10 protein-coding genes are annotated in these 13,353 nt (G+C 69.4%); 3 read left to right on the forward strand and 7 right to left on the reverse strand.

Features of this window, described 5'->3' with window-relative positions; genetic code table 11:
* Positions 1 to 15 precede the first annotated feature (15 nt).
* The gene (locus tag ACNYC2_RS27255) at positions 16 to 1,176 is read right to left on the reverse strand and encodes a right-handed parallel beta-helix repeat-containing protein (RefSeq protein WP_419704747.1); all 1,161 of its coding nucleotides are present in this window, start codon (positions 1,174 to 1,176) and stop codon (positions 16 to 18) included.
* Positions 1,177 to 1,440: 264 nt separating this feature from the next.
* Between ACNYC2_RS27255 and ACNYC2_RS27260 the strand changes: the two genes are divergently transcribed.
* A complete protein-coding gene (locus tag ACNYC2_RS27260) occupies positions 1,441 to 2,256 on the forward strand; it encodes a hydrolase (RefSeq protein WP_419704748.1) in 816 nt (271 codons plus the stop codon).
* Positions 2,257 to 2,390: 134 nt separating this feature from the next.
* On the opposite strand, the gene ACNYC2_RS27265 is transcribed toward ACNYC2_RS27260, so the two are convergent.
* Both ACNYC2_RS27265 and ACNYC2_RS27270 read right to left on the reverse strand, forming a co-directional pair.
* Entirely contained in the window at positions 2,391 to 2,627 is a 237-nt protein-coding gene (locus tag ACNYC2_RS27265; protein ID WP_419704749.1) for a YbdD/YjiX family protein, read from the reverse strand.
* Complete coding sequence (locus ACNYC2_RS27270; protein ID WP_419704750.1) at positions 2,624 to 4,885, reverse strand: carbon starvation CstA family protein; 2,262 nt, start codon at positions 4,883 to 4,885, stop codon at positions 2,624 to 2,626. The genes ACNYC2_RS27265 and ACNYC2_RS27270 overlap by 4 nt, the downstream gene beginning before the upstream one ends.
* Positions 4,886 to 5,033: 148 nt before the next feature.
* Between ACNYC2_RS27270 and ACNYC2_RS27275 the strand changes: the two genes are divergently transcribed.
* Positions 5,034 to 5,852: a type II CAAX prenyl endopeptidase Rce1 family protein gene (locus ACNYC2_RS27275; RefSeq protein ID WP_419704751.1), complete on the forward strand. Its 819-nt coding sequence runs from the start codon at positions 5,034 to 5,036 to the stop codon at positions 5,850 to 5,852.
* A gap of 43 nt (positions 5,853 to 5,895) precedes the next feature.
* Here the strand turns inward: ACNYC2_RS27275 and ACNYC2_RS27280 are convergent, their stop codons facing one another.
* From ACNYC2_RS27280 to ACNYC2_RS27290, 3 genes are all read right to left on the reverse strand, one after another.
* A complete protein-coding gene (locus ACNYC2_RS27280) occupies positions 5,896 to 6,669 on the reverse strand; it encodes a DUF305 domain-containing protein (RefSeq protein WP_419704752.1) in 774 nt (257 codons plus the stop codon).
* A 190-nt stretch (positions 6,670 to 6,859) separates the two neighbouring features.
* Entirely contained in the window at positions 6,860 to 8,170 is a 1,311-nt protein-coding gene (locus tag ACNYC2_RS27285) for an LVIVD repeat-containing protein (RefSeq protein ID WP_377136549.1), read from the reverse strand.
* Positions 8,171 to 8,473: 303 nt separating this feature from the next.
* On the reverse strand, positions 8,474 to 9,904 hold the full coding sequence (locus ACNYC2_RS27290) for an LVIVD repeat-containing protein (protein ID WP_419704753.1): 1,431 nt from the start codon (positions 9,902 to 9,904) through the stop codon (positions 8,474 to 8,476).
* Between the two features lie 215 nt (positions 9,905 to 10,119).
* Between ACNYC2_RS27290 and ACNYC2_RS27295 the strand changes: the two genes are divergently transcribed.
* Positions 10,120 to 10,836 (forward strand): DUF305 domain-containing protein, encoded by a 717-nt coding sequence (locus tag ACNYC2_RS27295; RefSeq protein WP_419707914.1) that lies wholly within the window; start codon positions 10,120 to 10,122, stop codon positions 10,834 to 10,836.
* Positions 10,837 to 10,910: 74 nt separating this feature from the next.
* Here the strand turns inward: ACNYC2_RS27295 and ACNYC2_RS27300 are convergent, their stop codons facing one another.
* Positions 10,911 to 13,118, reverse strand: a complete 2,208-nt coding sequence (locus ACNYC2_RS27300) for a hypothetical protein (protein WP_419704754.1) — start codon at positions 13,116 to 13,118, stop codon at positions 10,911 to 10,913.
* Between the last annotated feature and the right edge of the window lie 235 nt (positions 13,119 to 13,353).

Here is a 13,353-nt window from a genome sequence, read left to right on the forward strand (position 1 = left end):
CGCCCGTATCCGGGGTCAGCAGATGTTGCGGGAGCCGTTCCCGGTGAGGGTCCACGTCGTGTTCTCGCCGCACGGCGACTCCCGCACCGAGGTGTTGTCCACGCGGAGCGTGATGTGGATGTTCCGGTTGTTGGGGAACTCCGTACGCGCGGCGAGCCGCACCTCACCGCCTCCGTTCACGGTCCCGCCGGCGATCGTGATGTCGGAGCAGTTCTCGATGAGGATCGAGTTGTTGCCGTTGCTCGCGAGGTCGACGGAGTTGATCCGCGCACCCCGCGAGTTCGAGACGCAGAACACGCCCCGGCCGCCGCCGCGCGACTTCACGCGGTTCACCGTGATGTTCGGCCCGTTGGCGTTGGCCATGCGGAAGGTGGCGTAGCCGGTGCCCGTGGCCACGTTGTCGCCGTCGACCGTCCCGATGGTGGCGTTGCTCGTGCCCTGGATCAGCAGCCCCGACTCGCCGACGTTCCGCGCGGTGACGGTGCCGATCGTGAGGCCGTTGATGTGCCAGGTCTCGATCGCGTGGCCCGGCATGCCGGAGGCGTAGACCGAGTCCATGCGGACGTTCGTGCTGCCCGGCAGGTCACGCTCGAAGCGGATGCCGATACCCCCGGTCATCCGCATGTCGATCTGGCCCAGGTGCAGGCCGTGCACGTCGGCGAAGCGGAGGCCGAAGTACGGCGCCCCGGTCATCCTCAGGTAGGGGATGGACACGTCCTCGACCCCCACCGCCTGGATCGCGCCCCGTCCGGCGACGTAGCCGGTGTCGAGCGTTCCGCAGACCTCGAACGACGTGTGGCTCGGCAGGTTGATCGTGTTGTTGCCGATCCAGGCGCTGGCCATCACCGACACCTTCTCCTGGCTGGTGCGGTTCGGGCTGAGCGCCCCCAACGCCTCCCAGATGGCGTTGATGTAGTACTGGCCCTGGTAGACGGTCCGCCCGCGATAGGTAGCGGTGAACCCGGACGACTGGCTTCCGGTGACGAGGGCGTCCGCGCCGTTGCCGCAGGCAGCAGCGGGTGCCGCGACCGCCGTCGTGCCGCCGGCTGCCGTGCCGACCGAAGTTTCGGTGGATGCGGCCGCGACCCCCGGCGCGGCGAGCAGGGAGACGACTACCGACAGTGCTGCGACTCCCGCGGCGAGAAGCCGCGGGCGGCGCTGTGACGTTGGTGCCATGGTCACTCCTCCTTGAGAACGACGGCCTACAACGTTGTAGACCCACGTGGTCACGAGCGTATGGATTTCACCCCTCCGGCACCAGGTCCCACGAAGATCCGAAACGATTCACTTTTCGACACACCGGTGAGCCACGCCGGACGAGCGACCGAAAATCTTCGCGACCGACCGGGGTTTGCTGGACACGACCACTGCGCGGGCGCATCGTGGCGGAGCAGTGCCGCTGCAGTGATGCAGCACCAGCCCGACGAAGGAGACCTCACGATGACGTTCTGGATCTGCCGCACGTGCGGCGTGGAGCACGAGTCCCGGCCCGAGGTGTGCGCCGTCTGCGCGGACGAACGCCAGTGGGTGCCTGCCGACGGGCAGCAGTGGACCACGCTGGAAGAGCTCGCGGCGGAAGGGCAGAGCATCGCCGTCGAGGAGCTCGAACCCGACCTGTTCGGCCTCACCACCGTGCCTGACGTCGGCATCGGCCCCACCGCGAAGGTCGTCCGGACGGCGCGGGGGAACCTCATGTTCGACGTCCCGGGCTATGTGGACGACGCCGCGGTCGCCGCCGTCCGCGGCCTCGGCGGGCTGGCGTACATCGTGGCGAGCCATCCGCACATGTACGGCGTGCAGGTCGAGTGGAGCCGCCGGCTTGGCGGCGTCCCGATCCTGGTCAGTGAGGTCGACGCCGGCTGGCTCGCCCGGACCGACGACGCGGTGGAGCTGTGGAAGGGCGACCGGGAGATCCTGCCCGGCGTGACGCTGAGCCAGCCGGGCGGGCACTTCCCCGGTTCCTCGGTGGCGCACTGGACGGCGGGCGCGTCAGGGAAGGGTGTGCTGTTGAGCGGCGACACGATCTTCGCCAACCCGGACCGGACGTCGGTCTCGTTCATGCGCAGCTACCCGAACCGGATCCCGCTCTCGGGGCCCGTGGTCCAGCGGGTTGCCCGCCACGTGGGACGGTTCGAGTTCGACAGGCTCTACAACAACTTCCGGGGCGTGATCCCCGTCGACGCGCGCGGGATCGTGCTGCGCTCGGCGGAGCGCCACGCGGCCTGGACCCGCGGCGACTTCGACCACCTGACCTAGCCGACCTGCCCCGCAACGCTCCGCCGAAGTAGAGCGGGTGTCCGGACACCCGCTCTACCTCGCCAGTGCCCGGTCGCCGAAGTAGAGCGGGTGTCCGGACGCTCGCTCTACTTCGGCGGAGCGTTGCGGAGCGGTCAGCAGCAGCGCGCGGTTGGGGTCGCGTCCTGGGCCGCGTAGCGGTCCCGCCAGTACTCGCTCGCGGTCGGCACGGCGGCGTCCGGGTGCACCCGGCGCAGGTGCGCCACGTACCGCGGGTAGTCGCTCTCGCCCAGCACCCCGGTGACGTACCAGGCCAGCGCGCGCCAGCCCCGGCGGACGACGGCGAGCACGCCGCCGTCCGCCGTCCGACCCGCTACCGGGTGCGAGCTCACGCGTGCGTCCCCGTCCGGAGCTTGCCCGGGTTCTCCTCGTAGTAGGCGGTCCACTGGGCTGCCACCTCCCGTTCGGCGTCGGTGGGCACGAGGCCGGACGGCGCGAACGTCGACGACTGCGAGTCCGGCTCCTCGCTGGTCGGCAGGCCGCCCGCCCGGATCGCCTTGACGCACACCCACAGCGCCACCAGCGCCACGGTCAGCACGAGCAGCGCGAAGACGATGGACAGCGTGCCCTGCAGGAATGTGTTGCGGATGACGGCGTCCATCGCAGCCGGGTCGGCGGCGGTCCCGAACGACGTCTCGCCCGCTGCCCGCGCCTCGCGGAACGCGTTGTGGTTCGCCCAGAACCCGAGGGTCGGCTCCGGGGAGAAGATCTTCTGGTACGACGCCGTCATGGTCACCGCGAGGTCCCACACCAGCGGGACGGCGGGGATCCACGCCCACTTGAGGTAGCCCTTCTTGACCACCACCACCGTGACCAGGGCGAGCGCCATGGCGGCGAGCAGCTGGTTCGCGATGCCGAACAGCGGGAACAGCGAGTTGATGCCGCCCAGCGGGTCGGTCACGCCCATGAGCAGGATCGCGCCCCACAGGCCGCACACCACTATCGAGCAGATCCAGGCGCCCACCCGCCAGGACGGGTCGCGGAACTTGCGCAGCGGACCGCCGAGGTTGCCGAGCGTGTCGGACAGCATGAAGCGGGCGACGCGCGTACCGGCGTCGACGGTGGTGAGGATGAAGAGCGCCTCGAACATGATCGCGAAGTGGTACCAGAACGCCTGCATGCCGGCGCCACCCAGGAACGAGCCGAGGATCTGGGACATGCCGAACGCGAGCGTCGGCGCACCGCCGGTGCGGGAGACGATCGACTCCTCGCCGACGGCGTCGGCGGCGCCCTGGATGTCGGCCGCCGTGGCGGGCGTGCCGCCCAGGCCGAGGCCGTTCACGTAGTCCGCCGCGGCAGCCGGCTCACCACCCGTGAGCGAGGCCGGGGCGTTCATCGTGAAGTACAGGTGCTGGTCGATGGAGATGGCGGTGACCAGGGCCATGATCGCCACGAACGACTCGGTGAGCATGCCGCCGTAGCCGATGAGCCGGAGCTGGCTCTCCTTCTCGACCAGCTTGGGGCTCGTGCCGGACGAGATCAGGGCGTGGAACCCGGACAGCGCACCGCACGCGATGGTGATGAACAGGAACGGGAACAGGGATCCGGCGAACGCGGGCCCGTTGCCCTCTATCGCGAAGCTCGACACGGCGGGGGCCTGCACCGCGGGCTGCGCGATGAGCACGCCGATGGCGAGCAGCACGATGGTGCCCACCTTCATGAACGTGGACAGGTAGTCGCGCGGCGCGAGCAGCAGCCACACCGGCAGCACCGATGCGAGGAACCCGTAGCCCACGATGAGCCAGGCGACGGTCACCGGCTCGAGCGTGAACGTCTCGGCACCCCAGGGGGTGTCGGCCACCCAGCCGCCCGCCACGATCGCGAGGACCAGCAGCACCACGCCGATCACCGAGACCTCGGACACCCGGCCCGGGCGCAGGTATCGGAGGTAGACGCCCATGAAGAGGGCGATCGGGATGGTCATGCCGACGGAGAACACGCCCCACGGCGACTCGGCCAGGGCGTTGACCACCACGAGGGCGAGGACGGCCAGGATGATGATCATGATGACGAAGACACCGATCAGGCCGGCGGCGCCACCGACGCGGCCCATCTCGTCGCGGATCATCTGGCCGAGCGAGCGGCCGCGGCGTCGCGTGGACAGCCACAGGACGAGGTAGTCCTGCACGCAGCCCGCCAGGACCGCACCGATGATGATCCAGAGGGTGCCGGGCAGGTAGCCCATCTGCGCGGCGAGCACCGGGCCGACCAGCGGGCCCGCGCCGGCGATGGCGGCGAAGTGGTGGCCGAACAGCACCCGACGGTCCGTGGGCGCGAAGTCCCTGCCGTTCTCGTGCTGCTCGGCGGGCGTCGCGCGGTCGTCCCGCGGGCGCACGACCTTGTACTCGATCAGCCGGGCGTAGAAGCGGTAGGCGACGACGTAGGTGCCGACGGCGGCGACGACGAAGTAGGCGCCGTTGACCGCTTCGCCGCGCACGAACGCGACGAGGGCCCACGCGACCGCCGCGACCAGCCCGATCACCGCGAAGATCAGCTTCTTGCCGGGAGTCATCGGTCTGCGGTCGATGACCGCCACCGGGGGGAGGTCCGGATTGTTCCGAACCAGCTCAACGTGCTCGGGTGAGCGCACGACGGCCTCCTTGCCGGGGTGGCCGGCCCGTCTGGGGGCCGGAACCTGGATGAAATCGTTACTGCGCACTGACTCTAGTTGTCCCGGAACGGGAAGAACCAGGCCGGACGTCGACAACGCATCCCGTTCTTGTGGGAACCTCGTCCCCGTGACCCTCACCCTGCCCACCTCGCTGGTCGGCCCGGCGCGTCTCACCGCCGCCTTCCTCGTCTCGGCGTCGGCGATCCTGCTCTTCGCCGTCCACATCCGACCGATCGCTTACCTGCCGCTGGTGCTGGGCATAGCGCTGGGCCTGTGGGCCGACCGCGCACTGGGCCGCGACCTGGCGCTGATCGGCGTGGGGCTCGGGATCATCTCGACGATCTCGCTGGAGGCCGACCTGTCCGACGCCGGGATGCTGCGCTTCACCCTGGCGCTCGGCGGTTCGGTGCTGGTGCCGTGGGCGCTGTCGCGGTTCGTACTGAAGCAGGACACCATCCAGTTCCCCGTGCTGACCGGGCGCCGCTGGACCCGCGGGCAGTGGGTCTACCTGGCCGCCGTCGTGGCGCTCGGGTACGTGCTGCTGCCGTTCTACTTCCTCGGCTCCGGCGCCTACCTCAACTGGCCGGACCTCGACGGGTCGCAGGACATCTGGCGGCTCTTCGTGGGCGTGAACGCCGTCGGCATCTGGGACGAGCTGTTCTTCATCTGCGTGGTGTTCGCCCTGCTCTGCAAGCACTTCCCGATGTGGCAGGCCAACCTGCTGCAGTCGATGATCTTCGTGTCGTTCCTGTGGGAGCTCGGCTACCGCGAGTGGGGACCGCTGCTCACCGTGCCGTTCGCCCTGGTCCAGGGCTGGATCTTCGCGAAGTTCAAGTCGCTCAGCTACGTCGTGGCGGTCCACCTGCTGTTCGACGCCGTCGTGTTCGCCGTCCTGGTGCACGGCCACCACCCGGAGCTGTTCGACATCTTCGTCACGGCGCCCTGACCGTCCGGGCGCGGCCTTCGCGCCCTGCCCCGGTCCGGCTCGGCTACGAGCCGGACCCGTCGTTGGAGCCCGGCCCGCCGATGGACGCGAGCGCGTCGCGGACCTCTTCCACCTCGACGCGGATGGCGTCGGCCTCGGCCTGCGCCAGCGCCTTGGCCTCGGCGTCCTCGCCCCCGCTGATCTCCTGGTCGGCGGGCTGCAGCCCGCCGTAGTGGTGCTCCACGAGCGCGGCCAGCAGCGCGATGTCGAAGTCCTGCGCGTGGAGCGCGGCGATCCCGTTCACCTGCTCGTCGGTGAGCATGCCGTGGCTCCCGCCCTCGTGCGAGTGTGCGGTCGCGCCGGCGCGGGGGCCGCTGCCGTCGTCGGGCAGCTCGGTCGTCAGGCCGTCCTCGGCGAGCGCGAGCGCCTCCCGGCCTGCCGCCGGCACCGGGATGTCCCGCGCCTGGAGCCATGCGGCGAGGTCCTCGACCCGGCCCGCCGAAGCCTCGCCCACCTCGACCGCGAGGGCGAGCACGTCGTCGTCGGTGGACCGGCCGGGGGCGAGCGCCGTCAGCTGGACCGCCTGCGCGTTGTGCTCGATCGCGACGGCGGCGTAGGTGGCGTCCGCGTCCGAGTAGCCGGCGGCCTTCTGCTTGGCCGGGACCAGCACGCCCAGCCAGAGCAGCAGGGCCAGCACGACGGCGAGCCCGCCGGCGAGCACCGCCCCCATGAGCCGGAGGCGGCGGCGCAGCCCGTACTCCGGCGTCGGCCTCTCCGCGTCAGGCACGCTGCCCGACGGCGGGGTGGTCTCCTCGGTCGTCGAGTCCTGGGGCGTCATGTCCGGGAGGTTCCCATACAAAGCCCTGGTCGCGCCATCACGGAAAACCCTCACACGAGACCCAGACCCCTCCGCCGAGGTACAACCAGGGCGAGACAGGACGAGGGCGAGGTGGTCTCGACAAGCTCGACCATCGCTGGTCGAGCTTGTCGAGACCGCCTCGCCCTCGTTCTACGTCAGCGGTGTGGCGTCAGTAGCCGTACGACTCCTGCATCTGCGGGTTCAGGCTGTACTGCTTGACCCGCTCGGCCCGGCCGTCGATCGAGTCGTCGATGTCGAACGTGTCGAACCCGATGCCGAGGTCGTTCGAGTAGGCGTACCCGTTGTAGTAGTACGTCGACCAGGTGCCGCCGCTGCTCAGGCCCTCACCGCGGTCGAACCACGCGAGCTCGCGCGGGTTGTCCGAGTCGGTGAAGTCGAAGACGGAGACGCCGCCCTGGTACCAGGACTGGACCATGATGTCCTTGCCCTTGACCGGGATCAGCGAGCCGTTGTGCGCGACGCAGTTCTCCGCGGCCGTGTTGATCCGCGGGATCTTGTAGTACGACGCGAACTCCAGCTCCTTCTTGCCGTACCAGGAGCGCTTGATGTCGTAGATGCCGTTGGCGCCCAGCTCCGGCGCGTACTCGTCGGTGCAGGTCGCGAGACCGCCGCCGCCGAGCTCGTCGGTGAAGACCACCTTGGTGGCGTCGTTGTTGAACGTCGCCGAGTGCCAGAACGCGAAGTTGACCGTGTCCCGCACCTGGCTGATCACGCGGGGACGCTCACGGTCCTTGATGTCCATCAGGATGCCGTCACCCATGCACGCGCCGGCCGCCAGGTCGTACTTGGCGTAGGTGGTGATGTCGTGGCAACCGCTCGTCGTCGAGGCCCTGCGGGCGGGGTCGCCCTCGTAGCCGCCGTCCGGGAACAGGTTCGGCGTGGCGACCAGCTTCGCCGACGTCGGGTTCTTCAGCGGGATCTTCACGATCGAGACGAAGTCGTGCGGCGGCTGGCAGTCCGGGTACGTCGCGTTCGGCGAGTACGAGGAAACGTAGGCGTAGAGGTTCCGGCCGTCCTTGGCCGGAGCGAGCGAGTGCGTGTGCGAGCCGCACTCCGTCTCGATCGACTTGATGTACTCCGGGGCGAGCGGGTTCGAGATGTCCCAGATCTTGATGCCCTCCCAGGCCGCCTTCTCGGTGGCGGGGAGCGACGTCGACGCGCACGAGTCGTCGCTGCGCGACGAGTCGGTCGACAGCACCAGCAGGTTCTTGTAGACCGAGACGTCGTTCTGCGAGCCCGGGCAGTACACCTGGACGACCTGCTCGGGATTCTCCTTGTCCGTCAGGTCGTAGACGGTGAACCCGTCGTAGTTGCCGGCGAACGCGTACTTGCCCTGGAACGCGATGTCCGAACCCGTACCCTGCAGCGCGCCGTTCTTGGGCTGGTTGCTGAGGTGGGTCATGTTCGAGGACTGCGTCTCGCCCGGCGGCACGTCCGGCTCGGCGACAGATGCAGCCACGGGCCCTGCCAGTGCCACCGTCGCCGCAGCGAAGAACGCTGTCAGGGCGACGCCAGTGGCACCCCGGACGCGAGATCGGGTAAAGGTTGGACGACGCACGGGCGTCACACCTCCTAGGTCGGTTGAGGCAGTGTCGCTCACAGCAACCTCTCAGTACCAGGACTCTTGGTGTTTTTTTACACAGTGGTGACAATTGCCCCAAGCGACGCAAGGCTGCCCGACGGCGGACGGGGCACCTTCCGTACGGAAGGCACCCCGTCGCCGTCGGGCAGCCTGGTGCGCAGGAGCCGCTACGCGGACGCGTCAGCGGTCGAACGACTCCTGCATCTGCGGGTTCAGGGACGGGAGCCGCACCTTCTCGGCCTTCCCGTCGATCGAGTCGGCGATCTCGAAGGTGTCGAAGCCGATGTCGAGGTCGTTCGAGTAGGCGTAGCCGTTGTAGTAGTACGTGGACCACGTACCGCCGTTGCTCACGCCCTCACCGCGGTCGAACCACGCGAGCTCACGCGGGTTGCGGGAGTCCGTGAAGTCGAACACCGAGACGCCGCCCTGGTACCAGGACTGGACCATCACGTCCTTGCCCGGCACCGGGATGAGCGAGCCGTTGTGCGCGACGCAGTTCTCGTTCTCCGTGTTGATGCGCGGGATCTTGTAGTACGACCTGAAGACGAGGTCCTTCTTGCCGCCCGCCTTGCGCTTGATGTCGTAGATGCCGTTGGCGCCCAGCTCCGGCGCGTACTCCTTGGTGCAGGTCGCGAGACCGCCACCGCCCAGCTCGTCCGTGAACACGACCTTGGTGGCATCGTCGTTGAAGGTGGCCGAGTGCCAGAACGCGAAGTTCTCGGTGTCCCGGACCCGGTCGATCACCCGGGGGTGCTCTCGGTCGGAGATGTCCATCAGGATGCCGTCACCCATGCACGCACCGGCCGCCAGGTCGTACTTGGCGTAGGTGGTGATGTCGTGGCAGCCGCTGGTCGCCCAGCCCTCGCCGTTGGGGTCGCCCTTGTAACCGCCGCCCGGGAACAGGTTCGGCGTCGAGACGACGCGGGCCGACTCCGGCGAGCTCAGCGGGACCTTCACGATCGAGATCTTGTCGTGCGGCGGCTGGCAGTCCGGGAACGCCTTGGCCGGGAAGTACGAGGAGACGTACACGTACAGGTCACGCCCGTTCTCGGACGGGGCCAGGGAGTGCGTGTGCGAACCGCAGTCGGTCTCGACGGACTGGACGTACTTCGGCTTCCGCGGGTTGGAGATGTCCCAGACCTTGATGCCTTCCCAGGCCGCCTTCTTGGTCTCGGGGAGCCCCTTCGACTTGCACGAGTCGTCGCTGCGCGACGCGTCCGTGGACAGGATCAGGATGTCCTTGTAGACCGAGACGTCGTTCTGGCCGCCCGGACAGCGGACCTGGACCACCTGCTCGGGGTTCTCCGGGTCGGAGAGGTCGTAGACGGTGAAGCCGGCGTAGTTGCCGGCGAACGCGTACTTGCCCTGGAACGCGAGGTCCGAGCCCGTGTCCCGCAGTGCGCCGTTCTTGGGCTGGTTGCTCAGGTGCTTGATCTTCGAGGACTCGGTCTTGCCCGGGGGTACGTCCGGGGCGGCCGAGGACGTCGAGGCCGTGCCGGCGGCGAACTGCTCCGCCGTACCGTCGCCGGGCGAGGCCAGGCTCGGTGCCGCGCCGGCGAGCATTGTCGCCGTGAGCACCGCCGCGAGGGCAGCGGCCGCGGCGCCCCGCACGTGCGATCGGGTAAGGGTTGGACGACGCAAGGGCGCCACACCTCCTAGGTCGGTATAGGCAGTTTGACCCACAGTGTTCTGCCAGCACCACGAATCTAAGCGCCCTTTTTTACACAGCGGAGACAAATTGCCTGGCAGGATCGTCGCGTGCCGCCAACCGTCGGAGTCCGGAGACCCGGACGCGACGGCACGTACGAGAGGATCGCCCCGTGGAGATGCTGACAGGTACCGCACGACGGCCGCGCTTCCGCGCGGTCGCTACCGGCCTTGCCGTGCTGATGCCGCTCACCCTCGGCCTGGCCGGCTGCACCGGGCCGGCCGACGAGCCGGAACCGGTGTCGACGCCCAGCTCCGTGGTGCTGCAGCCGGGTAAGCCCGGCGAGAAGAGCGAGACGATCGCCCCCGAGGACTACAAGGGCGCACCCGCCCAGGCTCAGTTCTCGAAGGGCGACGCCGACTTCCTGAGCGACATGATCGTGCACCACACGCAGGCGATCGAGATGTCCGGGCTGGTTCCGGAGCGGAGCGACTCGGAGCAGCTGCAGAAGTTCGCCGCCCGGATCGACGTCGTGCAGGACAGCGAGATCGACCTCATGTCCGGCTGGCTCGAGGAGAACGACTACGCGGTGCCGCTCACCGCGGAGGCGGGCGACGGCTCCGGCCCGCGGACGTCGGGGCACGGGCACGACACCGACGACATGCCCGGGATGCTGACCGACGCGGAGATGGCGGCGCTCGAGGGGGCGTCCGGGACCGAGTTCGACAGGCTGTTCCTCGACGGCATGATCAAGCATCACGAGGGTGCGCTCACCATGTGCGAGGAGGTCGCCGGGTCGGGCAGCGAGGAGCGGGTCCTCGAGCTGGCGACCAACATCGCGGCCGACCAGATGGCGGAGATCGACCGGATGGCGGACATGCTCGCCGAGCTGTGAGTCGACGTCCGACATGACGATCGCCGGGACGGAGCTGTTGGCTCCGTCCCGGTGATCTGTGTGATCGGTGGTGATCAGGCGCGACGGCGGCTCTGCAGGATCAGACCGGCGATGGCCGCCAGCACACCGAGCGCCGCGGCGATGATGACGATGATGCCCACCGCACCCACCGGCGCGTCGCCGACCTTGGTCTGGAGCTCACCGGTGCCGTCGGACAGCCGCGTCGTCCCGGACGCCAGCTCCGTGGTGCCCGTGGCCAGCCTGCCGGAACCGTCAGCGAGCAGCTGCGTCCCGGCCGCGAGATCGGTGGCACCGGCCGCCAGGGTCTGCGTGCCGTCGTCGAGGGCGCCTGTGCCGTCGACGAGGGTGCGGGTGCCCTTCCGGGCCTCCTCCAGTCCGTCGCGGACCTTGACCGACCCGTCGGCGAGGCGCTGCGACTTCGCGACCTTCGGGACCACGCGGTCGCGTACCTCGATGATGCCGTCGGTCAGCCTGCTGGAACCGGCGTAGAGCTGGTCGACGCCGGAGACGAGCGTCGGTGTCTTCGATGCCAGGCCGGCGTTGCCGCCGGCGACCTGGGTCGCACCCGAGAGCAGTGCGGGCAGACCACCCTTGAGCTGGCCGGTACCGGCGGCGAGGTCGGCGTTGCCCTCTGCCACCCGTTCGGCACCGGAGAGCAGCACCGGCAGACCAGTCTTGAGCTGGCCGGTCCCCACAGCGAGGCTGGCATTGCCATTAGCGACCTGCGAAGCGCCAGCGGCCAGGGCCGGAGTCTTCTGCGCCAGCTGGGCGTTGCCGCCGGCAACCTGCCCGCTACCCGCGACGAGAGTCGAGCTGCCCTCGTATGCCGAGCCGACGCCGGCCACGTACTTCTCCACGCCCGGCACAAGCTGCCCGAACCCGGCGTGGAGGGAAGCGCTGCCGTCCTTGACCTGCTCCGCTCCGCCGGCCACATCGTTCGCACCGGCCGAGAGCTGCCCGATCCCTGCGGCAACCTGGTTCACCCCGGTGGAGACCTTCCCCGTGCCCTCGGCCACGGCTGATGCACCGTTGGAGACGTCGGACGCTCCCTTCGACAGCGCGCCCAGCGAGGAGCCGAGGCCGGAGGCCCCACCCTGCGCCTGCGCCGCTCCGTCCTTGACCTGGCCGGCGCCGGTGGCGAGCTTGCCCGCCGAGTCCGCGAGTGCCCGGAGCTGACCCTTGAGCGTCGCGTCGTCAGTGGCATCGGCGAGCTGGTTCAGCTGTGCCGAAAGTGCCTGGTTGCCCCCCTGCACGTTCTGCGCCCCGCTGATCAGACCTCCGATGCTGGCGGCCAACTGGTTCGCGCCGTCCTTCGCGGCGCCGACACCGCCGGACACGGCGGCGGCACCATCGGCGACCTGATCGGCACCGGCCGCCGCAGCACCAGCACCAGAAACAAGGGCGGGGGTGCCGGCGTTGAGCTGCTGAGCGCCTCCGGCGACCTTGTCGGCTCCGGCGTCCAGTGCCGCGGCACCAGATGCCAGGTTGCCCGCACCGCCCTGGAGCGCGGACACGCCACCCAGGATGGTGCTGTTGTTCGCGGCCAGCTGCGACAGCCCGGTGTTCAGCGTCTGGCTGCCGACGAAGACCCGTGAGGAACCGTCGGCGAGCTGACCGGCGGCTGTATCGACCAGCCCGGCCCCCGCTGCTACACCTTGTGACCCGGACGCCAGCTGACGAGCACCCGCGTCGAGCGGAGTCACACCGTCACGGACCTGCTCCACGCCGTCCCGAAGCGCGCCGGAACCAGAAGCCAGCAGGCGCGCGCCCGCATCCAGCGGGCTGACGCCCTCACTGACTGTCGCGACGCCGGCTGCGACCAGGAGAGACCCATCCGCAAGACGCTCAGCTCCATCGGCGAGCTCGGGTGCCCCGTCGTTCAGCCTGCCAAGCCCGTCCCTGATCTTCGTGGAGCCAGCCGTCAGCTTCAGCGACGCGTCCGCAAGCTCGGACACGTCCTCCGCCGTCTCGGCGGTACCGTCCGCGATCTTCTTCGACCCGTCGTGCAGCTTGATCACGCCCGCGCGCAGCTCGGCGGCCCCGTCATCAAGCTGCCCGGCGCCGTCAGCGAGCTTCTCGACACCCGGCACGACCTCGTCCTGCACGCCGTCGTTGAGCTCCACGGCTCCAGCGCTGAGCTCGTCGACGCCGGAGACCAGACTGGTCTGGACGCCGTCGTTCACCTCGCCCGCGCCGTCAGCCAGCTGGTTCGCGCCGGACGCGACCTGGCCCTGGAACAGGAGCATGAAGGCCGTGGCCACGATCGCGCCGACAAGCAGGAAGGCCAGACCTACCGCTATCAGGATCGTTGGTGCTGGCCCTGGTTGTGCTGGTCGGGATGCGTGCAACTGCGTCATCGGTTCGCCTCTCGCTCCGCGGGCACCGTCGCCCCGCGAAAAAGTTGTCCAACCGGCGCCACCGCCGGGCTCGCCGCCGTTGGCGAGCACGAAGCCCGTCATCTCGGGCATCTGGGCTGAACGTACCGGCGGTTGGCCC

Source organism: Promicromonospora sp. NFX87, assembly GCF_048564965.1.
Taxonomy (GTDB): domain Bacteria; phylum Actinomycetota; class Actinomycetes; order Actinomycetales; family Cellulomonadaceae; genus Promicromonospora.

Coding starts and splice junctions, on each gene's coding strand:
- ACNYC2_RS27255 (WP_419704747.1), bottom strand. CDS start 1,176: ATGGCACCAACGTCACAGCGCCGCCCGCGGCTTCTCGCCGCGGGAGTC.
- ACNYC2_RS27260 (WP_419704748.1), top strand. CDS start 1,441: ATGACGTTCTGGATCTGCCGCACGTGCGGCGTGGAGCACGAGTCCCGG.
- ACNYC2_RS27280 (WP_419704752.1), bottom strand. CDS start 6,669: ATGACGCCCCAGGACTCGACGACCGAGGAGACCACCCCGCCGTCGGGC.
- ACNYC2_RS27295 (WP_419707914.1), top strand. CDS start 10,120: ATGCTGACAGGTACCGCACGACGGCCGCGCTTCCGCGCGGTCGCTACC.